The sequence below is a fragment of the Hymenobacter daecheongensis DSM 21074 genome (assembly GCF_900141805.1).
GTDB classification, from domain to species: Bacteria; Bacteroidota; Bacteroidia; order Cytophagales; family Hymenobacteraceae; genus Hymenobacter; species Hymenobacter daecheongensis.
The window spans coordinates 138636-164369 of the sequence record NZ_FQYN01000005.1 but is presented as its reverse complement, the minus strand read 5'-3'; the positions used below and the strand labels follow the sequence as shown (position 1 = coordinate 164369).

At 62.3% G+C, this 25734-nt stretch carries 22 protein-coding genes; 7 read left to right on the top strand and 15 right to left on the bottom strand.

Annotated elements, in window-relative coordinates; genetic code table 11:
• Window positions 1–79 precede the first annotated feature (79 nt).
• On the top strand, window positions 80–340 hold the full coding sequence (locus tag BUB62_RS11270) for a hypothetical protein (RefSeq protein WP_073110080.1): 261 nt from the start codon (window positions 80–82) through the stop codon (window positions 338–340).
• A gap of 255 nt (window positions 341–595) precedes the next feature.
• Here the strand turns inward: BUB62_RS11270 and BUB62_RS11265 are convergent, their stop codons facing one another.
• The 4 genes from BUB62_RS11265 to BUB62_RS11250 form a co-directional block, all read right to left on the bottom strand.
• Window positions 596–1822, bottom strand: coding sequence for a BaiN/RdsA family NAD(P)/FAD-dependent oxidoreductase (locus BUB62_RS11265; protein ID WP_073110077.1), 1227 nt, complete (start codon window positions 1820–1822; stop codon window positions 596–598).
• 230 nt (window positions 1823–2052) lie between these two features.
• Window positions 2053–3831: a chloride channel protein gene (locus BUB62_RS11260; RefSeq protein WP_073110074.1), complete on the bottom strand. Its 1779-nt coding sequence runs from the start codon at window positions 3829–3831 to the stop codon at window positions 2053–2055.
• A gap of 148 nt (window positions 3832–3979) precedes the next feature.
• Complete coding sequence (locus BUB62_RS11255) at window positions 3980–4378, bottom strand: hypothetical protein (RefSeq protein WP_143164122.1); 399 nt, start codon at window positions 4376–4378, stop codon at window positions 3980–3982.
• Entirely contained in the window at window positions 4351–4650 is a 300-nt protein-coding gene (locus BUB62_RS11250; RefSeq protein WP_073110067.1) for a hypothetical protein, read from the bottom strand. Before BUB62_RS11250 ends, BUB62_RS11255 begins: the two co-directional genes overlap by 28 nt.
• A gap of 278 nt (window positions 4651–4928) precedes the next feature.
• Here BUB62_RS11250 and BUB62_RS11245 point away from each other — a divergent pair, with 278 nt between their 5' ends.
• Window positions 4929–5162 (top strand): hypothetical protein, encoded by a 234-nt coding sequence (locus BUB62_RS11245; protein WP_143164121.1) that lies wholly within the window; start codon window positions 4929–4931, stop codon window positions 5160–5162.
• A gap of 208 nt (window positions 5163–5370) precedes the next feature.
• Here the strand turns inward: BUB62_RS11245 and BUB62_RS11240 are convergent, their stop codons facing one another.
• The 4 genes from BUB62_RS11240 to BUB62_RS11220 all read right to left on the bottom strand — a co-directional run bounded on the left by BUB62_RS11240 (window position 5371) and on the right by BUB62_RS11220 (window position 14359).
• Complete coding sequence (locus BUB62_RS11240) at window positions 5371–5805, bottom strand: nucleoside deaminase (RefSeq protein WP_073110062.1); 435 nt, start codon at window positions 5803–5805, stop codon at window positions 5371–5373.
• Between the two features lie 245 nt (window positions 5806–6050).
• Window positions 6051–8999 (bottom strand): PD-(D/E)XK nuclease family protein, encoded by a 2949-nt coding sequence (locus BUB62_RS11235; protein WP_084539010.1) that lies wholly within the window; start codon window positions 8997–8999, stop codon window positions 6051–6053.
• A 437-nt stretch (window positions 9000–9436) separates the two neighbouring features.
• Complete coding sequence (locus BUB62_RS11225; RefSeq protein WP_073110057.1) at window positions 9437–10729, bottom strand: TCR/Tet family MFS transporter; 1293 nt, start codon at window positions 10727–10729, stop codon at window positions 9437–9439.
• Window positions 10730–10900: 171 nt separating this feature from the next.
• On the bottom strand, window positions 10901–14359 hold the full coding sequence (locus tag BUB62_RS11220) for a UvrD-helicase domain-containing protein (protein WP_073110054.1): 3459 nt from the start codon (window positions 14357–14359) through the stop codon (window positions 10901–10903).
• Between the two features lie 32 nt (window positions 14360–14391).
• On the opposite strand from BUB62_RS11220, the gene BUB62_RS11215 reads away from it, so the two are divergent.
• Window positions 14392–14763 carry a hypothetical protein gene (locus tag BUB62_RS11215; protein ID WP_159437448.1) on the top strand — a complete coding sequence of 124 codons (372 nt, stop codon included), beginning with the start codon at window positions 14392–14394 and terminating at the stop codon, window positions 14761–14763.
• 53 nt (window positions 14764–14816) lie between these two features.
• Here BUB62_RS11215 and BUB62_RS11210 read toward each other — a convergent pair whose 3' ends face one another.
• Window positions 14817–15236, bottom strand: coding sequence for an acyl-CoA thioesterase (locus tag BUB62_RS11210; protein ID WP_073110053.1), 420 nt, complete (start codon window positions 15234–15236; stop codon window positions 14817–14819).
• A gap of 327 nt (window positions 15237–15563) precedes the next feature.
• Between BUB62_RS11210 and BUB62_RS11205 the strand changes: the two genes are divergently transcribed.
• Together BUB62_RS11205 and BUB62_RS11195 are read left to right on the top strand one after the other, a co-directional pair.
• Window positions 15564–15755 carry a cold-shock protein gene (locus BUB62_RS11205; protein WP_073110051.1) on the top strand — a complete coding sequence of 64 codons (192 nt, stop codon included), beginning with the start codon at window positions 15564–15566 and terminating at the stop codon, window positions 15753–15755.
• Window positions 15756–16095: 340 nt separating this feature from the next.
• On the top strand, window positions 16096–17985 hold the full coding sequence (locus BUB62_RS11195; RefSeq protein ID WP_073110045.1) for a DEAD/DEAH box helicase: 1890 nt from the start codon (window positions 16096–16098) through the stop codon (window positions 17983–17985).
• Between the two features lie 106 nt (window positions 17986–18091).
• Here the strand turns inward: BUB62_RS11195 and BUB62_RS11190 are convergent, their stop codons facing one another.
• The 3 genes from BUB62_RS11190 to BUB62_RS11180 form a co-directional block, all read right to left on the bottom strand.
• Window positions 18092–18544, bottom strand: a complete 453-nt coding sequence (locus tag BUB62_RS11190) for a PA2169 family four-helix-bundle protein (RefSeq protein WP_073110041.1) — start codon at window positions 18542–18544, stop codon at window positions 18092–18094.
• A gap of 49 nt (window positions 18545–18593) precedes the next feature.
• Window positions 18594–19868, bottom strand: a complete 1275-nt coding sequence (locus BUB62_RS11185; protein ID WP_234988680.1) for a BaiN/RdsA family NAD(P)/FAD-dependent oxidoreductase — start codon at window positions 19866–19868, stop codon at window positions 18594–18596.
• 200 nt (window positions 19869–20068) lie between these two features.
• A complete protein-coding gene (locus tag BUB62_RS11180; protein ID WP_073110036.1) occupies window positions 20069–20935 on the bottom strand; it encodes an SDR family oxidoreductase in 867 nt (288 codons plus the stop codon).
• A 110-nt stretch (window positions 20936–21045) separates the two neighbouring features.
• On the opposite strand from BUB62_RS11180, the gene BUB62_RS11175 reads away from it, so the two are divergent.
• Complete coding sequence (locus BUB62_RS11175) at window positions 21046–21915, top strand: SDR family oxidoreductase (RefSeq protein ID WP_073110033.1); 870 nt, start codon at window positions 21046–21048, stop codon at window positions 21913–21915.
• Window positions 21916–22094: 179 nt separating this feature from the next.
• Here BUB62_RS11175 and BUB62_RS11170 read toward each other — a convergent pair whose 3' ends face one another.
• Window positions 22095–22949: a LysM peptidoglycan-binding domain-containing protein gene (locus tag BUB62_RS11170; RefSeq protein WP_084539008.1), complete on the bottom strand. Its 855-nt coding sequence runs from the start codon at window positions 22947–22949 to the stop codon at window positions 22095–22097.
• Window positions 22950–23035: 86 nt separating this feature from the next.
• Window positions 23036–23335 (bottom strand): hypothetical protein, encoded by a 300-nt coding sequence (locus tag BUB62_RS11165; RefSeq protein WP_073110027.1) that lies wholly within the window; start codon window positions 23333–23335, stop codon window positions 23036–23038.
• Between the two features lie 106 nt (window positions 23336–23441).
• Here BUB62_RS11165 and BUB62_RS11160 point away from each other — a divergent pair, with 106 nt between their 5' ends.
• Window positions 23442–24200, top strand: a complete 759-nt coding sequence (locus BUB62_RS11160) for a glycosyltransferase (protein ID WP_073110024.1) — start codon at window positions 23442–23444, stop codon at window positions 24198–24200.
• Between the two features lie 215 nt (window positions 24201–24415).
• Here the strand turns inward: BUB62_RS11160 and BUB62_RS11155 are convergent, their stop codons facing one another.
• Window positions 24416–25720, bottom strand: coding sequence for a metal-dependent hydrolase family protein (locus BUB62_RS11155; protein WP_084539007.1), 1305 nt, complete (start codon window positions 25718–25720; stop codon window positions 24416–24418).
• Window positions 25721–25734: the final 14 nt, after the last annotated feature.

Here is a 25734-nt window from a genome sequence, read left to right as displayed (position 1 = left end):
TATGCTGGCAGAAACCCGCGCCCCACTTTGTGAATTGGCGGCAATGGGCGTATCTTAGGAGTACCAGCCCCTGCCCGCCATGTTTATCGACATCATTCTGGCCTTTGCGTGCGCTATGTCGTTTTTGCCCCTCACCACGGGGTATTGCGCCTATAGCTACGGCCGTTCGTTCTGGCTGTGGTTTGCGCTGGGCTGGGTGCTGCCCATCGTGTCGTTCTTCATCCTGTTTGCCCTGCTCTACCGCAAGGAAATGGACGGCGGCGAACAGGCTCTGGCCGAAGCCAAAGCCATTCTGGCCGCCGCCGAAGCGCGGGGCGTGGGTGTGCGGGAAGAGGAGTAGGTTATTTTCGACTTGTGGGTAACAGTAACTGTCATCCTGAGCCCAGCGAAGGACCTTCCTCGTAGTTTACTGCTACCGTAATTCAACGCACAAAGCCCTTTACCGTACGCTGGTAAAGGGCTTTGCTCATTTTATAGGGCTTGTCACTTAACGGAGGAAGGTCCTTCGCTGGGCTCAGGATGACAGTTACTTTGGCGTGCGTCAGCATGCGAGATGCTTCGACAAGCTCAGCATGACCCGTTCTTTAAGGCAAAACTACTGCTCGGCCAGCCACGCCTGCACCCCGCGCGCGGCCCAGGCGCCGGTGCTGAAGCAGCCCTGCAGCAAATAGCCGCCGGTGGGGGCCTCCCAGTCCAGCATCTCGCCGGCCACGAAGGTGCCGGGGCGGCGGCGCAGCATCAGGTGCGCGTCCAGCTCGTCCCAGGCCACGCCGCCGGCCGTCGAAATGGCTTCATCCAGCGGGCGCAGGCCTGAAGCGGGGATGGGCAGGTGGTGCAGCAGGTGGGCCAGGGCTTCGGGCGTGGCTGTGGCTTCGGCGGGGGCCAACTCGCGCAGCAGCATCGGGATGGGGCGGCCCAGGCGTAGCGCCTGCTCCAGAAAAGCAGCCAGCGACTTGCCGCCGCGCGGTTTGCGGAGCTTTTCGAGCAGCTGCTCCGGCGTTAAGTCAGGCTTGAGGTTGAGCAGCAAGGTAGCCGGACCGCCAGAGGCCAGCGCGGCCCGTAGCGCCGGCGTGAGGGCGTAGACCGGCGTGCCCTCCAGCCCATAATCGGTGAGCATGATTTCGCCGCGCACCGTGTGGCCGGCGCAACTCAGGGCCATGTTTTTGAGTGGCACCCGGCCAGCCTTCTCCCGAAAAAAAGCCGACCACGCCACCTCCGCCCCGCAGTTGGCCGGCGCAAATGGCACGCACCGCACCCCGATTTCCTGAAAAGCCTGCGTCCAGCGGCCATCGGAGCCAGTTTTGGCCCAGCTGGCCCCGCCCAGTGCCAGAACGGTAGCGGCGGGGCACACTTCTGTTTCCTGCCCTGTGCTTTCATCGCGCAGCCGCAGCCCTTTGGGCGTGAAGCCCAGCCAGCGGTGGCGGGTGTGCAGCGCCACGCCCAACTCCTGCAAGTGCCGCAGCCAGGCCCGCAGCAGCTGGGCGGGCTTGTAGTCGGCGGTCGGAAATATGCGGCCGCTGGTGCCCACGAAGGTATCGAGGCCCAGGCTGGCCACCCATTGGCGCAGATCAGCGGGGGAGAAGTAGGCCAGAAACTGCTCGAAACCGGGCTGGCGGTCGGCGTAGCGGGTGGCAAAGGCGGGCAGCGGCTCGGCATTGGTCAGGTTGAAGCCGCCGTGGCCGGCCACCAGAAACTTGCGCCCCACGGTGGCCTGCGCCTCAAATACCCGCACGCGGTGCCCCGCCTCAGCCAGGTGCTGAGCCGCCAGCAGCCCCGCCGGCCCGCCCCCAATAATGGCTACTTCCTGTGGCATGTTTGTCATTGCGAGCAAAGCGAAGCAATCCGTCCTGGACAACAAAGAAAGCCTGCTTCAACCTAAAATCCCCACTTTCAGTTAGAGGGTGGCGCTGGCTGCGTTTACAACCCTTAGCTCATTGTCTGGGACGAATTGCTTCGTCTTTGCCTCGAAATGACAGCCGACGGGCTTGCTGCGTTTACAGCGTTTGGCTCGTTGTCCGGGACGGATTGCTTCGTTCCTCGCAATGACAGATGTTATTCCGTTTCTTTCAGCAGCTGCCGGCGGTAGCTGCTCAGAATGGCCGATTTGCGGATGAAGCCGATGTAGCGGCCGTTGCTGGCTACGGGCAGGGCATACACGTTCAGCTGCTCCATGCAGCGCAGCGTATCGAGCATGGTGTCGTCGGGGTTCACGATGGCCGGGGGCGGCATCATCAGGTCGCGCACGCGGGTGGTGTTGTAGTGCTCGTCGTCGAACAGGGCATCGCGCACGGTATCGAGCGAGACGATGCCGGCCAGCTGGCCCATGTCATCGACCACCGGAAACAGGTTGCGGTGGGCGTGGCGGAATATGGTTACCAACTCGCCCAGCGTACTGTCGGGGTGCACGGGCACGTAGTCGGTTTGCACCAGGGAGAGCGGGTCGAGCTGGGAAAGCAGGCCCCGGTCGCGGTCGGCATGCATGTACACGCCGCGCGTTACGAGCTTGCGCGTATACACCGAATACGGCTCGAAGTACTTGGTAATCAGATAAGAACTGGACGAAACTACCATCAACGGCACAAACAAAGCATAGCCCCCGGTGATTTCGGCAATCAGGAATATGGCCGTGAGCGGGGCGTGAATGACCCCGGCCAGCGTGCCGGCCATGCCCAGCACGATAAAATGCACTTCCGAAATCGGGTACACGCCGCTCAGGTTGATGAGTCGGGCGGCAATGAAGCCCATCAGCGCCCCCGCAAACAGCGATGAGCCGAACATGCCGCCATTGCCGCCCGCGCCCACCGTGACGCAGGTGGCAAACACTTTCAGCAGCATACTGGCCGCCGCCACCAGCAGCAGCGTCCACACGTTTTCGTCGCGGTACACCGAGAAGATGGAGTTATCTACCAGATGCTCGGGTTGCCCGCTGAGCAGCAGCTGCACGATGTTGTAGCCCTCGCCGTAGAGGGGCGGAAACAGGAATACCATGATGCCCAGCCCGAAACCACCCAGCACCACCTTGCGGAAGGTGCCGTGCCAGCGCTCAAAAACCCTGTCAGACCAAAAATACACCCGAATCATATACACCGAGAGCAGCGCCGTGAACAGGCCCAGCAGCAGGTAGAACGGAATGCCCTCGACCGGCCAGCTGTTGGTAATGAGCACGAACGGCTGGCCCGCGTACAGCGCCTTGGACACCACCGTGGCCGTGGCCGAGGAAATGAGCAGCGGAATAAAAAACGGGGCCGACAGTTCCGACAAAATAACTTCGACGGCAAACAGCACGCCCGCAATGGGGCTGTTGAAGATGGCCGCCACGCCCGCCGCCGCGCCGCAGCCCACCAGCAGCCGCCGCTCGCGCTGCCCCACCCGCAGAATGCGGCCCAGATTAGACCCTAAAGCTGAACCCGTGACCGAAATGGGTGCTTCCAACCCCGCCGAGCCCCCGAACGCCACCGTCAGAAACGAGGTGACGAGCTGCGAATAGAGTTTGCTGCGCGGCACCACGCTGCTCTGCCGGGCAATGTTGTAGATGATGGGCCCGATGCCCCGGCTCAGTGTGCCGCCCAGAAAATAGCGGGTAAAAATAACCGTGAGGGCAATGCCGATGATGGGGTAGAGGAACAGGGCAAACACGCGGTCCTGCTCGGGCACCCAGGCATAGAGCAGCGTCTGCACCTCGTGCACCGAGGTTTTGATGGCCACCGCCGCCAGCCCCGCCAGCGCCCCCACCAGCACGCTCACCAGGAGCAGATATACCCGGTCGTTGATGTGGCGCAGCCGCCACATCAGCAGGGGCCGCAGCAGCCGATGAAGGTAATTTTTGGGCATTGACTAAGCAGTAGCTGGCGGCCGGCCCGGCGCTGCCGTGGCCCCGGCCTCTCTACCTCAACGCATGATACTCAAAAAGGAGTATTAACCGGCCATTATCCAGCCAAAAAAGCTTGCGGCTTGCGGCTTGTAGCTTGTAGCTTGTAGCTCAGCCAGGGCGGTTCAGCCAGCGCCAGAAAAGCAGCCCGCCCGCGGCGTAGGCCAGCCCGTCGAGTGGGTCGGCGGTGGCGCTGGGGCGCAGGTGCGGCAGCAGCAGCTCAAACCAGCCAAACGTGAGCAGCCAGGCGCTAACAATCCAGGAAACGGGCAGCACGAATGCGGGGCGGCGAAAGTAGGAGCGCCGCAGCAGCACCAGCGCCACCGTCAGCTCCAGCGGCAGGCAGGCCACATCAGCCAGGTAGGAGTTCACGGGCGCGGGCAGTAGCGCCAGCCCCGCGAAGCGGTGCCAGCGGCTCAGCCCATACAAAGCCGCTAGAATCAGAAATAGCGGGTGGCGAAATTCGCGGGCCAGCATCCCGCTCAGCCCGCCAGCGCCGTGACCACCCACAGAAAAAAGGCCATAATGGCGGCGAAGGCCAGCTGCCCACCGCGAATGGCGTATTTAAAGACACGCAAAACCAGGCCGTCGGTGGGCTTTATTTCAATCAGCATAAACTGCGAAACCGGCTGCCGGGCAATGGCTGCCTGCTCCTCGGCGCGGTGCTGCGCCTGCGGGTCGAGCAATTCGGTACACTGTTCGCAGCGGTCATCCGGCTGCTGCTGCCAGGCCGACCAGCCGCCGCAGTGAAGACATTTCTTGGAGGAAAAAGATGTGCGCATAGCGCAAAAGTACGGCGGGAATTGGTGGGACTTGGCCCGCGGCTCCTGCCTGATATTTCGTAAACTTTCGCAGAGAATAAAAGACTGCCTGAGTAGAGTTGTAATACTAACCGGTGCGATTTTAGAAATATGCTTCGCATGGCAAATGTCACGCAGGTCGCCGACTTAGTATTCTGAAAAATAAAACCAGGCTGATAACTTAACCAGAAGTTGTTCGTAAGGAAATTCGTGTTTTCTTTGTCCTGAAAATAAAAATCTACCCTAACCTAAAAAACATCATGGCAGCAAATGATTTGAGCAAATTGCAGGACCTTCTGAAAAATGCAGAAGACAACGAGCTGGTATTGAACCAGGTTCGCAAGAGCATGGACAAAGTGCGCACGATGCTCGACGAGATGAGCGCCATTCTGGACCCCGCCTACAAGCCCGAGCGCAAAGAGCGCAAGCCCCGCGCCGCCAGCACCACCGGCGGCCGTCGTGGTCGTCCGAAGAAAGATCAGTCGGCTGCTTAAGTTGGCCGCATTGCTATAAAAACAGAGCAGCCCCCGTCACGCAAGTGGCGGGGGCTGCTCTGTTTTTGAGCCGAGCCTTTTGGGGAAATGCCTTGTCCGAAAAAGGAATATTGGCCAACGCAAAAATAGAAGCAGGCCAGCCGGTCACAATGTAGGCGAGGCGAAGAAAGTGCGTCAGCTACGGCCAGCGGACAATGTTGCTGGGTGCCTACAGCTCCATAATATCTTCGTTCCAGAGCGTGGGCTCGGCTTCGATAAATTCTTCCATCATCTGCACGCACTCGTCCAGGTCGAGGTCAATTACTTCAACGCCGTGGCTTTCCATAAATTCGCGGGCCCCGTCGAAGGTGCGGGATTCGCCCACAATTACTTTCGGAATTTTGAATTGCACGATGGTGCCGGCGCACATAAAGCAGGGCATCAGCGTGCTGTAAATCACGGTGTCGCGGTAGGTGCGCTGGCGGCCGGCATTATTGAGACAGTCCATTTCGCCGTGCTTAATCGGATTGTCTTCCTGCACGCGCTTATTATGGCCCTTGGCCACGATTTCGCCGTTGCGCACGAGTACCGAGCCGATGGGAATACCGCCTTCTTTGCGGCCTAAGCGGGCTTCATCAATGGCGGCCTGCATGAATTTATCCATGATAGTCTGAATTTAGAAAAACGCGAATTGCGTTTCGGGTGAGAGTGTACCGGCGAATATAGCGCGGTGAAGGGCAATAGCGTCGTGAAGAAAAATAAAAGGAACGTCGCAAGAACGTGTCATGCTGAGCTTGTCGAAGCATCTCTACCGCTTCATCTGAATAGCATTACAACGAAGCGGTAGAGATGCTTCGGCTTCGCTCAGCATGACACGTGCTTTTTATCGGTCTGACAAACGAATAAAAATCACCGGGCGCAGATGCCGCGGTAGGGGCAATACTCGCAGCGGCGCAGGTCGTCGGTTTTGCGGATGGGCTCGGCGGGGTCGAGGATGCGGCGGGCGAATTCGCCGATCAGCGCCTCGCTGGCTTCAATGAACGACTGATTTTCCTCCGTTATAAAGGCCATATCAGCGGTGAGCAGGCCCTCGGGGATGCTGCGCAGGGACAGGATGGCGGCGTCGGCGGCGGGGCGACCCTGGCTTTCGAGCATGTAGCGGTAGAGCCAGAGCTGGCGCACTTTTTCGGGGCCCGAGTCGCCGTCGAGCAGGAGCTTTTCGCGGGCGGCGGCCGGGTCGTTTTTGGCGTTCAGGCGCAGCTCGGCGGCCCGCACCAGCCCGGTTTTGTAGTCCACTACGCGCAGGCGGCCGTCGGGCAGCTCGTCGAGGCGGTCGGCGGTGCCGATGAGGCGCACGGGCAGGGTGGTGCCATCGGCCAGCGGGACGAAAACCGTGGCGTGGAGCTTGGTTTCGAGGCCCTTAATGCGGAGCGGGAGAAGGCCGGGCTGCTCGGGCAGGCTTTCGAGGTAGCGGCGCACGAGCTGCTCGGCCACCTGGCCCAGCACGTGGTTGAGGCCCTCGTCGGGGCGGGCGTGGTGCTCTTCCTCGGCCTGCCAGAGGGCCTCGGCCACCTCTTTGGGCACGCGCAGCAGCAGGCCCGGGATGTCCTGGGCGGTTAGCTCGCGGCTGTCTTCGGCGAAGGGCAGCAGCAGCATTTCCAGGGCCTTGTGCACGGCCGTGCCGAAGCCGTCGGCCCCCAGCTTTTCTTCCACCTCGTCGTTTTCGCTGAACTTGGCCAGGCGGTTGAAGTAGAATTTGAGCGAGCATTTGAGGTACTCGTTCAGGGCCGAGGGCGAGAGGCCGTTTTCGAGCCGGATACGCAGGGCGGCCAGCATCTCGGCGTCCTTTTCGAGCACCAAATCCCCCTCAAACGCATCGGTGAGGGCCTCGGCCTCCTGGGTGGCGGCCGTCAGGTTGAGCAGGGTCAGATTCGGGTTTTGAGGCGCTAAATCGTGCTCCAATTGCAGCAGGAAGCGGCTCCGCTCGCCGGTGCGGGTGCCCTCGGCGCCGGGTAATACGTGGATCAGATCGACGTGGCGGGCCCGCTGCAATAAGCGCCAGAAGGTGTAGGCGGTAGCGGCCTCGTGGTCGGCGTAGGTGGGCAGGTGAAACTGGTTGAGCAGGTCGTAGGGGAACAGGGAGCCGTGGCGCTTGGGGGCGGGCAGCACGTTCTCGTTGCAGCTCAGAATGATGACGTGGTCGAAGTCGAGGGCCCGGGTTTCGAGCAGGCCCATCACCTGAATATCGGCAATGGGCTCCCCGCTGAAGGGCAGGCGGGTGCGGGTCATCTGGTCGTAGAGGAACCGGCGGAAGGAGCGCACCGACAGGCGCTGCTCCCGGCAGTCGAACACCGAGTCGAGGCGCTTCACGAGGGTGAAAAACAGGTACAGGTACTCGGCCTCGATAGCCGAATGCTGGTCCTGGTATACTTGTTTGAGCAGGTTGATGAGCGTGTAGCAGGCCGCGATGATGTCGTCGCAGGTGTCCCAGGTTTTAAACAGCGCCTCGATGAGCGGGTGGTGGCGGCCCAGCTCCTCCAGCTCGGCGGCGGGCAGCAGCACGGCATTGCGCCGCACGATTTCGCGGCACACGTGGTCGAGCAGATGGTGGTACTGGGGCTCGTGCTCCTGCCGGTTTTGCCAGAGCTGAAAGCGGCGCAGAAACGGGTGGCCCAGCAGCTTGGTCACGGCCAGGTGGTGGTAGCGGGGCACGCCGTAGTCGCGCCCGTCGGCCCCCTCGCGGATGCCGGTGAGGTGGACTTCAAACAGCAGATCCACCAGATTGAACAAGGGCGTGCTCTGGAAGCTCAGGCCCATCGTCACGTTGTAGTCGGGCACGGCGGCGGGGGGCAGGCCGTGGAGGACCGGGAGCAGCAGGGTTTCGTCGGGCAGCACGATGGCCACGGTGCCGGTGGGGTGGCGCTGGCGGGCTTCGGCCAGCAGCTGCCCGGCCACTTTGCCCTGCATACTGGCATTGGCCACGCCCACGAAGCGCACCTCCCGCTCCAGCCCGCGCAGTAGGTTGGCCGGCCCGCCAAAGGCCTCGTTGGACAGCTCCCAGCGCTGGCGGTAGCGGCGCAGGTGCTGGCCGGCGCGGTTGGGCGAGTCGTTGTCCATGTAGAAGGCGTCGCCGTCGAAGCGCACCTCGGCGCGGCGCTCCTTGAGCAGCAGCTGAATCAGGCGCTCCTCGGCCCGGGAGAGGTAGCCCAGGCCCACGAACAGGTGGTAAGGCAGCTCCTCGCCCTGCTTGAGGCGGGCCGTGACTTTTTCCACCGCCCGGCGGTAGGCCAGGCCGGGGTAGGCAATGTGCTGGGCCAGCATCCGCTTGCGCAGGGCGTGGTACACCTTCTCCAGGTCGTCCCAGAATTTGAAGTACGAGGCCGTCATCGACTGCGGGGCCGGGGCTTCGGCCAGCTCCCAGCGCTCCAGGGCCTTGGCCTGGGAGAGGTACTCAAACACCTTGGCGGGCTCGGCCAGGTTCTGATCGAGGCTGGAAAAATCCTGCAGCAGCAGCGCCGACCAGCCCACAAACCGGTCGAAATCCAGGCTGGGGTCGATGTCGCGCAGGATGTCGAAGAGCAGGAGCTGCAGGGTGATGGGCTCCTCGACCTGCACGCCGGCCAGCTCCACCATGTAGTCTTCCATGGCCGCCACGCGGGGGCTCCACAGGGCCTCGCCCGCGCCGGTAGCTAGGGCCAGCTCGTTTTTGAGGTACACCACGGCCCGCCGCGTGGGCACCACCACCACCAGCTCCGACAGGTCTTCCGGGACAAAGCGCGTGGTCAGGTCCTGGGCTACCTGGGCCAGGAAGGAAGTGGTGGCAACGGTGGGCGCGGGGGCGGGCGGGGTGAGAAGCATAGAGCACTAAAAAAGAGGCGAAACCCCGAAGCGGGGCGGCGCGTGCTTAAAATTACGGGCCAAACCCGTAGCAGCAGCTACCAGCCGGCTATTCTTTGCCGGGAACCAGCGGCGGCCCCCCGCCACCAGCCGATTGCCAACCCGGAGCACCAGATTGGCAATCGGCTGCTTCGGGTTGGCCTTCCGGTGCTTCAGTTTGCCAAACCGCTGCTCCGGTTTGGCAATCTGGTGCTTCAGTTTGCCAGTCTGCTGCTTCGGTTTGGCAATCTGGTGCAGCGGTTTGGCACTCCGGTGCTTCGGTTTGCCAAACCGGAGCACCGGAGGCCCCTCCGGTGCTTCGGAGGGGCCTCCGGTGCTTCCGGGGGGCCTCCCGGGCTCCGGCACCCGAGGCGGGCGGGCTGCTTTGCCGACCGGTGGCGGCGGCTTTGCGGCCGGGACTACAGGTGGGCCTCGGTAGCATTGGGCTCTACCAGCTCCGCCGCGCCGGATGTGGCCGGGGGCGCCACATACGTAGCCAACGAGCGCACGGCCAGCGTGATGCTGACCAGCGTCAGCATCGACCCGGCCAGGAAGGCCGCGCCGGGAAAATGCACCGGCGCGGCCGGCCCGGTGAAGTAGGAAAACAGGTTGGTCATGAACGGCGGGCCCACGATGGACGTGAGGCTGACCAGGCTGGTGAGGGCCCCCTGCAATTCGCCCTGCTCATTGCTGGCCACCTGCCCGCTCATGATGCCCTGCAGAGCCGGGCCGGCAATGCCGCCCAGGCAGTAGGGCACCAGGAAGGCAAACATCATCCAGCCCTTCGAGGCAAACGCAAACAGCACAAACCCCACCGCGTACATGCCCAGCCCAATAAATACCGACCGTTTGGGTCCCAGCCGCGGGTTCACCACCCGAATCAGCAGGCCCTGCACCAGGGCCGTCATCAGGCCCACGGCCCCCAGCGAGTAGCCCACCCAACGCTCATTCCAGCCGAACTTGTACATGGTATAATACGACCAGGTGCTCTGCGTGGCGTGCCCGGCCAGGTAGATGCAGACCAGGGAGCCGACCATACCGAGAATGACCGGATAGCGCCGCAGCTGCCGCAGCGAGCCCGCCGGGTTGGCCCGCTTCAGGTCGAAGGGCCGGCGGTGGGCTTGGTCCAATGATTCGGGCAGGATGAAGTAGCCGTAGAGCCAGTTGAGCAGGGTGAGGCCCGCGGCGGCCAGAAACGGCACCCGCGCCCCGTAGTGCCCCAGCAGTCCGCCGATAACCGGCCCGATGATGAAGCCCAGCCCGAAGGCCGCCCCGATCAGGCCGAAGTTCTGGGCCCGCTTTTCCGGGGTGCTGATGTCGGCAATGTAGGCCGAGGCCGTGGAGAAGCTGGCCCCCGTGATGCCGGCGATGATGCGCCCCACGAACAGCCACCCGATGCTGGGCGCGAAAGCCAGAAACAGGTAGTCGAGGCCGAAGCCGAAGAGGGCAAACAGCAGCACCGGCCGCCGCCCGTACTGGTCGGAAAGGTTGCCCAGCACCGGCGAAAACAGGAACTGCATGCTGGCAAACGAGAACATCAGCCAACCCCCGTAGCGGGCCGCCTCACTCAGCCGCTCGGCCGCGCTCAGGTGGCTGCCCAGCAGCTGCCCGATCAGCTTGGGCAGCACCGGAATAATGATGCCGAACCCGATAACGTCGAGCAGCAGCGTAACGAAAATGAAGCCCAGGGCAGCCTGGCGTTTATCGGACATGGCGGGAGGGGTGGCGTGGGAGTGCAAGGTAGGAAGTAAGGGCAGGCGTTGTTTATCCTGTCATCCTGAGCTTGCGAAGGACCTTACGGGATGAGAACTAGTCGTTTGTGTGATTGTCGTTCTTATCCCATAAGGTCCTTCGCAAGCTCAGGATGACAGGTGGGTTAAGTGCTAAAACTCCACCACCTCCTCCGAATCAAAATAAAACAGCACGCAGCGCACCTCATTATAGCGCAGCTGCCGAAACAGGCCCGCGTATTCCTGCAACAGCCGCCGGTGCTGGTCCTGGGGCGGGGGCACCCGGAAATCGAGCAGGGTGACGCGGGTGCCGGCGCGGCTGCGGGCCCCGCCCAAGGCCTCGAACACCACCCGGTCGGGCTGGTAGTCGCGGCGCTTCACGCCGCCCACCAGGATTTCGCGCTCCGTTTCCACCGCCACCCGGGGGCTGAAGTAGTGGGCCAGCCGCGGGTGTGTGGTCACCTGCCGCAGGCGGGCCAGCAGCTCGGGCTTTTCGCGCCCACTGATCAGGCCCTCGGCCACGAGCTGGGTGGCCACGCGCTCCACGTCGGCGGCCAGCACCACCCGGCGCAGGGCGTAGTGCAGCTTGCGGTTCCACTCGTTGCGCACCTGCTGCTCGTCGAAGTCGAACACCGTGTTGGCGTGGCGGCGCAGGCGCAGGCGCTCCTCCCAGGGCGCGGTGCTCAGGTTCTGAAGGGGGTAGGTATCGGGTTTTTGGGCTTTGGCTGTTGGTTTTTGGGCATTCAGGCTGCCTTCTGATAGCACGAAGCTCACCTGCTCGTCGTCCCACTGCTGGGTATCCATCAGGAAGCGGTGCAGGAGCTGGCTCACGTTGCGGGCGGCCGTTAGGGGCGCATCGTCGGAGCTGGCTTTGGTGGGCCTGGGCCGCTCGGCAATGGCGTAGAGGCGGTGGCGGGGGCGGGTGAAGGCCACGTAAAGCATGTTGAGGCCTTCGAGGAAGGTTTTTTCGCGCTCCTCCAGGTATTGCGCGGCCAGGGGCGTGTGCGTCAGCGCGTTGCTGAGCGGCACCACAGCCACGGCCGGCATCTGGCCGAGAGGCTTCTCTTCCTCCGCCAGCCGGCCCCAGAGCAGCGTGTTGCGGTGGGGCTCCAGGCTCCAATCAGCAAAAGGCACGATGACGACCCCGTACGCCAGCCCCTTGGCCTTGTGCACCGTGGTGATGGTAATGGCGTCGCGGCCGCCGGGGGCGTTGATGCTCAGGGCGCTTTTGCGCTGGTCCCAGTAGGTAAGGAAGTTGTTGAGGTTGTTGCCGAAGCGCAGGCTGTATTCCAGCGTCAGGTCCAGAAAGCGGAACAGGTACTCGCTCTCGCCGTTGCGCCCTAGTAGCCCGAAGGTGCCAATCAGCCGCTCGGTCAGCTCGTACAGGCCCAGGTTGCCCACCTCGTGCTCGCGCACATCGTAGCCCAGCGTCCGCAGATGGTCGAAAAACGGCTCGGCCTTTTCCTCCTTGGCCAGCTCCCCGATGGCCCGGGCCCGCGCCGGCGTGGGGGCCAGCCGCCGCACCACCTTGTCCAGCAGCAGCAGGGCCTCGGCCCGCGCCAGCGTGTCCGCCGGCTGGTTCAGCACCCGAAACACGGCCACCAGCAGGTTCACCACCTCCGCAAATTCCAACGACAGCGAATCGGCCGAGATGATGGCGTAGCCGCGCTCCTTCAGAAACTTAGCCACCAGCCGGCTGCTGTTGCGCGTGCGGCAGAGTACGGCCACATCGCGCAGCGCAAAGCCGTCGGCCAGCGCCTGCTCTACCAGCTGCAGGGTGAGGTAGAGCGTGCTTTCCTCGTAGTCAAGCACCGCGCCTTCGCGGTGGCCGGGCAGGGTTTCGGCCGTGTAAGTGCCGGCGGCGGGGGAGTAGCGCCGGGCGGGCGCGTCGTTTTGGGTGAAGAGGAGTTCGATGTGGCCGGCCTTGGCACTCTCTGTTTTAGGTAGTGCAGGTGAAGCATTTGCGGGAGTCGGGGGGTGAGGCACCTCCTGTTTAAACCCCTCATCATAAATCCCCTGCACCAGCCCAAACTGCGCGTGCGTCTGGCTCACCTGGGCGAAAAAGTCATTGTTGAACCCGACAATGGCCGCCGCCGAGCGGTAGTTCGTGTTCAGCGACACCGCTTCCAGCCGGTGGTCAATGCCCTGGTAGCGCTGCTGCAGCAGCTCCTGCATCTCCGGGTCGGTGGCCCGCATGTAGAGGTGCTCGGTCTGGCCCTGGTGCAGCCGCAGAATCTGCTCCATTTCGCCGCCCCGCCAGCGGTAGATGGCCTGCTTGGCGTCGCCCACCGCCAGGCTCAGATTGTCGTTCGACACGGCGTTTTCCACCAGCGGCAGCAGGTTGTTCCACTGCAGCACCGACGTATCCTGAAACTCATCAATCAGCAGATGCTGGTACCGCTCGCCGAGCCGCTCGTAGAGAAACGGCACCGGCTCAGTCAGCACGATGCCGGCGATGCGGCGGTTGAACTCGCTGATGAGCACTACGTTCCGCTCCCGGCTCAGCTGGTCCACAATCTTGCTCAACTCGCTCAGCAGCGAGGCATGAAACAGGTAAGGCTGCATCCCGCTCAGCAATAAGTAGCTGGGCAGATGCAGCGCCCGCAGCGCCTCCAGCTCCCGAAACGCCTCGTCCAGCGTGGGTTTGATGGCCTCGATCCGGCTTTTGAACGGCTCCTTGTCGCCGGCCGCGCTGCTCCACTTGCCCGACTCGGCCACCTTGCGGGCCGTGGCCGTGGGCGTGTCGCCGTCGGCCAGCCAGCGCTGCCAGTTGGCAAAATGCGTGTATACGCCCCGGGCCCCGCCGGCCAGCTGCGCCGGCTCCAGCCCCTGTCCGCCGATAACATCCAGTGCCTTGTGCGCCGCCAGCTGCACCGCGCCCTCAATCTCCTGCCGCCGCTTCCGGATGGCCTCGTGCAGGCGGCGGAAGTCCTGCATGGTCAGCAGCTGGAGCTGGCCCACGGCCTCATGCACGCTCTCATTAAAAAGGTACTTGCCGAACTTCACCAGCTCATCAGGTAGCGTGTTCCAACTTTTGCCCTCCTCGGCCTTGCCCAGCGCGTACTCCGCCAGCGTCTTCGACAGCAGCGCCGAGTTCGGGTCGCGGTTTACCTTATCGAGCAGCACGGCCACGGCGCTTTGCAACACCGCGTCGGTATCCAGCTCCACCTCGAAGGTGGCCGGCAGGCCCAGCTCCCGGGTAAAGGCCGTTACGATGCGCTGCACGAACGAGTCGATGGTGCTCACGGCGAAATCAGCGTAGTGGTAGAGCACCAGCCGGAAGGTTTCCTGGGCCCGGCGCTGCACTTCCTGCTGCTGCTCGGCCACGGTATCGAGGCGGCGCGGCAGCTTCCCGGCGTCCCATAGCTCGGCCGCCACTTCCGCCAGCAGCGCCTCGACCGGCCCGGCCGCCGGGTAAGCAAATTTCCGCAGCGCGCCAATGATGCGCTCCTTCATTTCCCCGGCCGCGTCGTTGGTGAAGGTGATGGCCAGAATGCTCTTGAAGTACGAAGGGTCGTCTGAGCCCAGCGCCAGCTTCAGGTATTCCTTAGTCAGCTGGTAAGTCTTGCCGGAGCCGGCGGACGAGGAATAGATGCGGAAGGTGGCGGGCATGGGAAGGAGGATAGCGGCCCGCAAAATAGCCTATGGGTAGAGAAAATCAGGCTTCTGTGGATATATTTAGCGGCAATACCAATTTCAACTTGAAAGAGCTTTACATCATGACTGTCAGAACAATTAGAGAGTGTATTACCAAGATTAATGAATTGAGTGATAACGCCGTGGTTTACGCGAAAAGAATCAATGGTCAGTTTGGAAGCGACTCGGAAACTATTTTGCTCGAACTCACCGAAGAGGAAGAAGGGTTGAAAGTTGATGCAATAGCTCAGATGAAATGTCCGGGGTTCGACTACTTCTTGGAGGTATTGCTAATAAAAGAAGTCTTAGAAGACGAGCACACGGCAGACTTATCGCAGCAGATAGAATCGGTGATACAATATGCTGAGTATGACGCTTGACATTTTTCTTCATATTTTTTGGTAAAGCTTAAGGTTTATTCTCTGACTCAATCCTACACCGCCTCCCGCAACCGCCGAATCACCTCCTCCGGCACCCGCCGGGGCCGTAGCGTCTGCGGGTCCAGGAAGGCCCACTGGGTTTCGGCCTCGCACAGCAGCGCCCCGTCCGCCGTCCGCTCGATGCGGGTGAAGCGCTGCGACTGGGCCCCGCGCACTTCGGCCACCCAGGTGGTGCAGCGCAGCTCGTCATCGAGCAAGGCGGGCCGAAGGTAGCGGATGCGGTGCTCCAGTACCACCCATATAGTAGGAGTGGGCGCGGCCGAGGGCGGGTAGCAGGCCCGCCAGTGGGCGCTGGCAATATCCTGCACCCAGCGCACATACTGCACGTTGTTGGCGTGGTGCAGCTCGTCTATGTCGGCCTCCACCACCCGGATGAGGTGGGAGAAGCGGAAGGAGTCGGCAGTGTCGGTCATCGTCTCAGGCGGTGTTGTCTATGCACTGGATAGGGCGCTTACGCGTATTTCGGAGCGGCTCAGAGCCCAAAGGGCACAGCTCGGACATTATTTCTTCGGATGCCACAAAAATTAAAAATAGCGTTTAAGAGGTGTAGCAACAGTATTTGGCCCGAAAGAGCCCTGCTCCGGGGTGTTATCGGCAGCAAGTACGAACTAGTCTCCGGCAAATCCGTATATTTGCCTAAGTTTAAGAAATGTGCATCAAGCCATCTGCAAGCTGTTCCGTAAGGGGCCAACGCAGATTTCATGGCCACTTTACTTGGATGACATACATAATCAAACAACATGCAGACAGGAACAGTAAAATTCTTCAATGACACCAAGGGCTTTGGCTTCATTAAAGTAGACCAATCAGGTGAAGACATCTTCGTGCACGTAAGTGACCTCGTTGATGAGATTCGCGAAAATGACAAAGTGCAATTCGAAGTTGCACAAGGCAAAAAAGGCCTCAACGCCGTAAAGGTGTCGTTGGTTTAGTTTGACCTCTCATCTTCGGATGAAACAAAGAAGCCCGCAGCAATGCGGGCTTCTTTGCGTTTAGAGGTTTTTCATTTTTTGAAGGATGACAGCCGGATTGGCTTGGCCTCTACAATAGAAGTAGGGTACTATGACATTCCTAAGTTAAAAACAGTACCTTTGCAGCCGCATTGAGAACGGCCATGTTCCGCGCAGCATTGGCTGCAGTAATCTAATAGGCTGGCCGCCTTCGTCTTCCGTCCGTTGCTTCCGTCGCTTGTCGTTGTTGTTGAGTGGGAGAAGAACGTCGCTGAATAAGCTGTTTTCAGAGCTAGTGTCTCCCATTCCATCAAACCAAGTCATGGAAAAAGTAAAATTTGAAGAGCTGAATCTCTCGGCAGAGATGATGCGTGCCATCACCGACCTCGGCTACGAAGAAGCATCGCCAATCCAAACGGCTGCTATTCCGGTCCTTATGGCTGGCCAGGACGTAATCGGTCAGGCCCAGACCGGTACGGGCAAAACGGCTGCGTTCGGCATTCCCGCCATCGAAGGCGTTGACACCGACAGCAAGGCGGTGCAGGTCCTGATTCTGTGCCCCACGCGCGAGCTGGCGGTACAGGTTTCGGGCGAAATCCAGAAGCTGGGCAAATACAAGCGTGGTTTGGCCGTGGTGCCAATCTATGGTGGCCAGAGCTACGACCGCCAGTTCCAGGCCCTGGAGCGCGGCGTACAGATCGTAATCGGTACCCCCGGCCGCGTGATGGACCACCTGGAGCGTGGCACCCTGAAGCTGGACAAAGCCACCAAAATCATCCTCGATGAGGCCGACGAAATGCTCGATATGGGCTTCCGTGAGGACATCGAAATCGTGCTGAGCAAGATGCCCGAGGAGCGCCAGACGGTGTTCTTCTCGGCCACCATGAGCAAGCCGATCATGGAGCTCACCAAAAAGTACCAGAAAAATCCGCAGATCGTAAAAGTCAACCACCAGGAGCTGACCGTTACGAACATCGAGCAGATGTACTACGAGGTGCGCAACCCCATGAAGAAGGACGTGCTCTCGCGCATCCTCGACATGTACAATCTCAAGTCGACCATCGTCTTCTGCAACACCAAGCGCATGGTAGACGAGTGCGTGGCCGAGCTGCAGGCCCGCGGCTACTTCGCCGACGGTCTGCACGGTGACATGGGCCAGCAGCAGCGCCAGAACACGCTCGACAAATTCCGCAAGGGCACCCTCGAAATCCTGGTAGCCACCGACGTAGCCGCCCGCGGCATCGATGTGGAGAACGTGGAGGCCGTAGTGAACTACGACCTGCCCGCCGACGAGGAGTACTACGTACACCGCATCGGCCGCACGGGTCGCGCCGGCAAGCTGGGCAAAGCCTTCACCTTCGTGAGTGGCCGTGACATCTACAAGCTGCGCGACATCATGCGCTTCACCAAGGCTACCATCAAGCAGGAACGGATTCCGTCGTTTGAGGACGTGTCGGAGGTGAAAACCACGCTGTTCCTGGCTCAGATCAAGGACATCATCGAGAAGGGCAAGCTGGAAAAATACGTGGGCCGCGTGCAGCGCCTGCTCGACCAGGAGGAAGGTATCACGTCGTTGGACGTGGCCGCCGCCCTGCTGCGCATGACCATGAAGGAGGACAAGCAGGCCGAAAAGAGCCTCGAAGCCGGCCGTGAGCGGGGTGCCGTGCGCCCGGGCTTCACTCGCCTGTTCGTGACCATGGGCAAGAAGGACCGCCTGCACCCACGCGACATCGTGGACCTGATTGCCGAAAACACCGCCCTCACTGGCAGCAAAGTCGGCGACATTGCCCTCTACGACAAGTTCAGCTTCGTGGAAGTGCCGTCGGAGTTTGTGGAGGAAATCATCGAGAAGCTCGGCCGCAGCTCCATTCAGGGCCGCCCCGTGGCCTTCAACATTGCCACGCCGCTGCAGGAAGGCGACGCGCGGCAGGAAGGCAACACCCGCGGCCCCGGTGGCTTCGGTGCCGAAGACAACCGCCCCGCCCGCCGGGCTCCGTATGGCAACCGCGAAGGCGGCTCGTCGTACGGCGGTGGGCAGCGCGGTGGCAGCAGCTTCGGCGGCAACCGTGGCGGTAGCTACGGCGACCGTCGGGAAGGCGGCTCTTCGTATGGCGGCAACCGCGACGGCGGCAGCAGCTACGGTGGCGGCTACAAAGGCAAGCGCGACGGTGGCAGCAGCTACGGCGGCGGCTACAAAGGCAAGCGCGACTAAGCTCAGCTGCCAGCAGTAAGCACAAAAAAAGGCCTCTCCGGTTTCGGAGAGGCCTTTTTTTGCGTTGTGAGAAGACCAGGCTTACCGGCTACTCTCAGCGACTGATTTACTTGGTAACGGCCGCGTCGCGGAGGGCTTTCATGTCGTTGTGGCCTTGCTGAATGCCCTGGTACTGCTTCTCGATAATGGTTTTCAGAGCGGCGGGCAGGTCCTGAGCTTTGAGGGCCGTCTGGTAGGCTTTCACGGCGTAGTCTTCGCCCCGCTCGCACTCGGCCAGGATGCTGTGCCGGTCTTTGCTGGTTACCATGCCTTTCAGGTTGATGAAAGCGCGGTGAATGGTGCCGGTGATGGAGCTTTCCTCATCAGGGTGCAGGTTCAGCTTGTGCATCTGGTCCTCCAGCTCGGTGATGTAGCCCGAGCGCTGGGCGGCATATTTCTTAAACGTCTCTTTCAGATCCGCATCGGTCACGTCGGTCATGGCTTCGGCGTAGCCTTTCTGGCCATCCTTGAGCGTTTCGATGAGTTCGTTGGCGAGGGCTTGGGTTGCTTTGGCTTCCATGAGCGAGTGGGTAGTTTTGGTGTAGGAGAAAACGAATTGGTGTCTCTCTTTACTGCCCGGAAGCGGTTTGGGTTGCATTGGCAAGCCGGCTCATGGCCTGCCCGGCCAGAAAGCCGGTGGTCCAGGCGGCCTGGAAGTTGAAGCCGCCGGTGATGCCATCAATATCCAGCACCTCGCCGGCGAAGTGCAGGCCGGGCACCAAGCGGCTTTCCATGGTTTTCATATTCACCTCGCTCAGGGGAATACCGCCGCAGGTCACAAATTCCTCCTTGAAAGTGGTTTTGCCCCGCATCGCCAGCGGCATACGCAAGAGCAGCTCAATCAGGCGGTTCTGGAGCTTGGCCGGCAAATCGCTCCACCGCGTTTCGGGCCCCACGCCGGCCTGCTCCACCAGCCGCCGCCACAGCCGCTGCGGCAGCCCGAACAGGGCGTTGGAGAGCACCACCTTGCGCCCGTTTTCGGTGCGAAACGCGCCCAGCCACTGGCGCAGCGCGTCTTCGGTGTAAGTGGGTAGCCAGCTGACCAGGGCCGTGCTGGTATACTGCAGGTCGTGGAGGCGGCGGGCTCCCCAGGCCGAGAGCTTGAGCACCGCCGGGCCACTGATGCCCCAGTGCGTAATCAGCAGCGGGCCTTCATATTCGAGCTTTTCGCCGGCCAGCAGCACGCGGGCGTGGGGCACGCTCACGCCCATCAGGTCTTTAAGCGGCGAGGCCGGCACATTGAAGGTAAATAGCGAGGGCACCGGCTCCATGATGCTGTGGCCCAGGCCCCGCAGCCAATTATAACCCTCCGATTTGGGCAGGCCCCCCGTGGCCACCAACAGGCGCTGCACCGACAAAATCCGGGGCGCGGCACCAGTAAGATGCAGGGCGAAGCCGCCAGCCGGCAGTGGCTCGATGCGCTCTACGCCGGTGCTGGTGAGAATGTGCACCCCGGCGCGGCGGGCGGCTTCCAGCAGGCACTGAGCAATGGTTTCGGAGGAATCGGTGACGGGGAACATACGGCCGTCAGCTTCAGTTTTGAGCGCCACGCCCCGCTTTTCAAACCACTGCACCGTGTCTTGCGCACCAAACTGCCGGAAAGGCTCCTTGAGCTGCTTGGCCCCGCGCGGATAGTGCTGCACCAGCTGGGTGACGGAAAAGCAGTTGTGGGTCACATTGCAGCGCCCCCCGCCCGATACGCGCACTTTGCTAAGCAGCTTGCTGGTTTTCTCCAGCAGATAAACCGTGAGCCCGGGGTTGGCCTCGGCGCAGGCAATGGCCCCGAAAAAGCCCGCCGCGCCGCCGCCCACTACCGCTACCGTCAAATTGGATGCATCCTTCACCCTGCAAAGATAGACCATGGATTCGCGCGGATTTCGCGGATTTCACGGATTTTGTAGCTGGCGCGGTTGTTTGAGCTTACCGCGCGGGTTTAGCAGCAAAAAGGCCACCTGATGGGGTGGCCTCTTCTGTTCGGACTTCGGAAAATCGTCCCCAAAATCCGTGAAATCCGCGAAATCTGTCTCAATCCGTGGTCCGTGGGTTAGCAGTAGTCCAGGGCGGCCAGCAGGTCGTCGTGGCGGAACTGGTAGGCGAGGGTGCGCTGCAGCAGGCTGCTGTCGATGCGTTTGCCGCGCTTGTTTTTGCGGGGGTCGAAGGTGGGAGGCGGCAGGTTCAGCTTTTGGGCAGCAGCGGTGTAGAACGCCTGACGAGAGGGGTGCTGGCTGGCGCAGGCATTGAAGGTATAGCCCCAGGCCTGCTCCCGGATGATGCTGGTGAGCACGCCGATGCAGTCGTCGAGGTGAATCAGGTTGACCGGCGCGTCAGCATTGGGCAGATTCTGGCGGCCGGCCAGAAAGCGGCCCGGCGGCCGCTCGGGGCCGATGAGGCCGCCGAAACGCACCACGGTGCTCAGCCACTGCCCGCGCCGGGGCGTGAAGTGCCCTTCGGCCCGCAGCAGGTCGGAGGCGGCATCCGGCGACGATACGGCATCGGCCTCCAGCATGGTGCGCGGGCCGTCGGCATACACGCTGGTCGAGCTGACAAACACCACGTGGCGCACGCCCATAGCGGCCACGGCGCTGCCCACGGGGCGCAGCAGGCCGGGGTAGTTGTTGGCGGCGGCGGCGCGGGGCGGCACGTTCAGCACCAGCACATCCACACCCGTAAGCATGGTGCGCAGCGTGTCGGCATCGGTGGGGGTGAAATCGGTGCCCAGGCTGAGCAGGTAGGGCGTGATGCCCGCGTCGCGCAGCACCAATAGCTGGCTGGGGGTGGTGGTGGAGCCCACCACGGAATAGCCGGCCGCCACCAGCGCTTTGGCCAGGGGCAAACCCAGCCACCCGCAGCCGAGGACGGCGACGGTTAGTTTGGGCGAAGAAGCAGAAGAAGCGGGTGCAGATGCAGTCATTGGGGTCAAAGGTGGCAAAAATTCCTTCGTCAGAATATTTGGCGGGCAAAAGCCGACAAATCCCGTTCTTGCACGCCATCCACCATTCTTTCAGCTTCTACCTTCCTTCTATGCCCGCCTACACTCAACCCATGCTCCGCGACAACGCACTCCAGGGCAAAACCATCGTCGTGACCGGCGGCGGCACCGGCCTGGGCCGCGCCATGACCACGTATTTCCTTCAGCTGGGGGCCAATGTGACCATCAGCAGCCGCAAGCTGGAGGTGCTGGAGAAAACCGCCGCCGAGCTGCGCCAGCAAACCGGCGGCAAGGTGCTGGCCGTGCAATGCGACGTGCGCAAATACGACGAAGTGGAAGCCATGCTCCAGCGCACCCACGACGAGTTCGGGGGTGTGGACGTGCTGCTCAACAACGCCGCCGGCAACTTCATTTCGCCCACCGAGCGCCTCTCGCACAAGGCCTTCGACGTGATTGTAGACATCGTGCTGCGCGGCTCCTACAACTGCACGCTGGCCTTCGGCAAACGCTGGATTGCCGACAAGAAGCCCGGCACCATTCTCAACATCGTTACCACGTACGCCTCCGTGGGCTCGGCCTACGTGGTGCCCTCGGCGGCGGCCAAGGCCGGCGTATTGGCCATGACCCGCTCGCTGGCCGTGGAGTGGGCCAAGTACGGCATCCGCTCCAACGCCATTGCCCCCGGCCCGTTCCCGACGGAAGGCGCCTGGAGCCGCCTGTTTCCGGCCCCGCTGGCCGAAAAGCTCGACCCCGCGGCCTCCGTGCCCCTCAAGCGCGTGGGCGAATACCAGGAACTAGCTAACCTGGCCGCCTACCTCGTGTCCGATTTCTCGGCCTACGTGAACGGCGAAGTCGTGACCATCGACGGCGGCGAGTGGCTCAACGGCGCCGGCGAGTTCAACAAGCTGGAAATGATTCCGGCCCCTATGTGGGACGAAATCGAAAAAGCCATGCGTCGCTAAACCACGGATTTTTCGGATTCGTCGGATTTTTCGGATTTTGTGGACGGCGCGAACGGCTGCTCATTCAGTCAGCAAATGCCAAACAGAAAAGGCCACCCGCTTGGGTGGCCTTTTCTGTTTGGACTCTGAAAAATCGTCCACAAAATCCGTGAAATCCGACGAATCCGAAAAATCCGTGGTCAGAGCTTATAGCCTTTGTAGCCTTTGGCGAACTCAGCGGCCGGGATGGGCTGGTTGGCCACCACATCCGAAAACTCGAACTTCTCGAACAGGCCTTTATCGTCCTGTACCTGCACTACGAGGGGCAAAAACAGCTTCTGATCGACGCAGATGATGGTGCGCTTGCCGTAGCCGTTGGGCACTTGTAGGGTTTTGCCGGCCGGCACGGTGGCATCGGGGCTCAAGTCATTGCGCTCCATAATGCGGTATTCGCCGCAGCCAAACCGGTCGGCGATGCTAGCCAGGGTTTCGGGCTTGGTGGTTTTGTAGGGCACGTAGCGAAACTGCGGGAAGTCGGAGCGCAGGATGTGGCAGGGGCGGCCCGTGATGGTGGTGTCGCTGGCGTAGCGGAAGGTGCGCTCAAAAACGTGGTCCTGGCGCTGCTTGGAGCCTTTTATAATGTCGGCGATGGTGCCAAAGCCGGCATCGAGCACACTGTGGTGCTGGTTGCGGCGCATGATGCTGCCATTCGGGTCGAGGCTCAGAGTCACGTAAGGAAAGCTGTTAGGGTACACCCAGGCGTCGCCATCGTTCTGGCCCGTCACCCAGAGCACCTCAATGCCCTTATCGTTGCGCAGGTACACACGCAACGGGTTAAAGCCCATCTTCATAGCCGTGCGGGCATGTTGGTATTTATTGCCCGACCGCTCCTGCGCCCGTACGTTGCAGCGCAGCGTTTTCAGGTTTTCGATGGCGCTGGTCAGGCGGGTGAGCAGCTGCTCGGTGGTAAGCTTATCGGCCGGGGGTGGGGTGGTGGCGGCCAGGGCGGGGAGCAAGGCGAGAGCGAGAACCGGAAGCCGGAAAATTCGAATCATGCAGCGCAAAGACAAGACGATAAAATCCTAAAGAACACGCCGTAGCACAAACCGGGCCGGAGCCGCCCGCGGCGCTTGAAGAGGGCTTAGTTGGGACTGATACGCGGAAACCGGGAGGCCGTGCTGTCGAATACGAACAGCTCGTCGACCTCTACCTGCTCGAAGAAACGATACAGGGGAAACTGCGCCACCACCGCCCGGATGATGTCGGCGTTCAGGCCGTTCATCGTAATCCAGCCCCGGGTGCGGCTGGCGCTGATGGCGTAGGCTTCCACCACGTTTTCCTCAATGAGCCGGCTGATCAGGGCGCGGTGCTCCGGAATCAGGGCAAGAAACTCCGCGTCGAAGCTGGCGGGAAAACGGACGGTGACTACGAATCGGGCCATGGAAGTGGGGCAGCTAACAGGCTGCTAAACGCCACGGTAAGGCATAAAGTTGGCCCCGTGCGGGCATAGCGGCAACTTTTTGGCGGCAAAGCCGAAAGACGGGAGTATGAATTTTACCATTATCACGCCCAGCCACAACCGCCGCCAGTACCTGCCCGAAGCCATTGCCAGCGTGCGGGCCAGCGTCAGCGCCCCGCTCGATTTTGCCTTTGAGCACCTTATCTACGACAACGGTTCGACCGACGGCACGCCCGAGTGGCTGCCCACGGCGGCGCAGGAGCCCGGCCCGCCGCTGCGCCACTGGAGCCACCCCGAAAAAGTGCGCGCCGGCCTGGCCCGCAACCGCCTGATTGAGGAAGCCCAGTCCGATTCCTGGCTCGTGCCCCTCGACGACGATGACCTGCTGCTGCAGCGCTGCCTCTACCACTACGCCGATCTGGTGCAGCGCCACCCCGGCCGCCCCTGGTTCGTGGCCGACTTCCTGCGCGTGGATGAGGAGCGCCGCTACCTGCCCGGCGAAGACTACTACGCCTGGCGCTTCGACTCACCGCGCGCCATGCTGCACGCCATTTTCCGGGCCGAGCACTTCATTCAGGGCAACGTTTGCTACAGCAAAGCGCTGTTTGACCAGGTAGGCGGCTACGACGAAAAGCTGGCCATGGCCGAAGATCTGGACCTGTACGTGCGCTTCCTGCTGGCCGGGCATCTGCCGGTGATTTCGCCCCACGTAAGCCATCTGCACCGCTTCCACCGCAGCAACGTGAGCATTGGGGTAGATGCCGGCAAGCACAATGAGGATCTGCAGATTATCTATGATAAGTATGCGGAGCAGCTGCAGCAGTTGGGCGTAGCGCGGCCGGGGTAGGCGCCGGGCTGACTAGCGTTGCCCAAGTCGCAGAGAGTTGCGCCTAAAGCGGTGTAGAGACGCATACTTGCGTCTCGTCGTTGAACGGCAATCGTCCGAACTGCGCGGCCGACGAGACGCAAGTATGCGTCTCTACACCGTGCTGAACAGCTTTTCGCTAACTCAAGCAGCTTCTGAAGCAATTCAAAGTTGCATAGCGGCGGCTGTTTGGTTGGCTACGGCTGCTTGTAAATAACGCCGCCCTTCATCACCAGCTTCACCTGGCGCAGCGTGGTTATATCCTGCGTGGGGTCGTTGGGCACGGCTATTAGGTCGGCCAGCAGGCCGGGGGCCAGCGTGCCCCGGTCGGGGAGGTGGAACAGGCGGGCGTTGCCGCTGGTGGCGGCCCGCAGCACGATGAGCGGGGGCAGGCCGTAATCCTGCACCAGCAGCTCCAGCTCGCGGGCATTGTCGCCGTGGGCAAATACGCCCGCATCGCCGCCCACGGCCAGCGCCACGCCGCTTTTCAGCGCCGCCGCCATGCTGAGGCGCTTTTGCTGCAGGCGCTCGGGCAGCGGCTGCCCCGGCTGCCAGCCGCGGTAGCGCGAAATGGCATCGCCGGCTGCCACGGTGGGGCACAGCGCCACGCCGTGCTGCTTCATCAGCCGGAAGATTTCCGGCGTGCCCGCGTCGCCGTGCTCGATGGTTTCAACCCCGGCCAGCGTGGCCCGGCGCATGCCTTCCGGCGTGGAAGCGTGCGCCACCACGGGCCGCCCCGCCGAGTTGGCCGTGCGCACCAGCAGGTTCAATTCTTCCTGGGTGAAGGTGGGGCGGGAGGGCTCATTGGGCCCCCAGCGGTAGTCGGCGTACACTTTTATAATATCCGCGCCCTTCCCGATCTGCTCGCGCACGGCCCGGATAATGCCGTCCACGCCATCGGCCTCCTGCGCTCCCTGGGGCACGTCTACCTCCGCCGACAGCTTGGGGCCGTAGCTGCCCGTGGCCACCAGCGCCCGGGTAGCCACCAGCAGGCGCGGCCCCGGAATCAGGTTCTGCTCAATGGCCTGCTTCAGCCCCACATCGGCGTAGCCCGCGCCCTCCGAGCCCAGGTCGCGGGCCGTGGTGAAGCCGGCTTCCAGCGTGCGCCGGGCGTGGGCCGTGCCCCGCGCCACCCGCAGCGCCAGCGACTCCAGCAGCACCTGGTCGTTCCAGGTGGCTTCGTTGTAGGGGTGCAAAAGCAGGTGCGAATGGCCCTCAATCAGGCCCGGCAGCAGCGTGAGACCGGGCAATTCCAGCGTTTGGGCAGTGGCCGGCGCGGCCAGCTGCGCGGCCGGCCCCACGGCTTTTATGCGGCTGCCCTCCACCAGCACGGCCCAGCCGGAATGCATGGTTTCGCCATCGAACACGGCCGCCGGGCGAAGCAGAATGACCGGCGCCGCCGGCAGGTTCGTTTGGGCCGCCGCCCGGTAAGGGGCCGCCGTCAGACTGAGCAGCGCCAGCAGCGCGCCAAAGGGCCGAAGAGGTAGGGGAGAAGTCAGCATCGCCAAAAGATAGC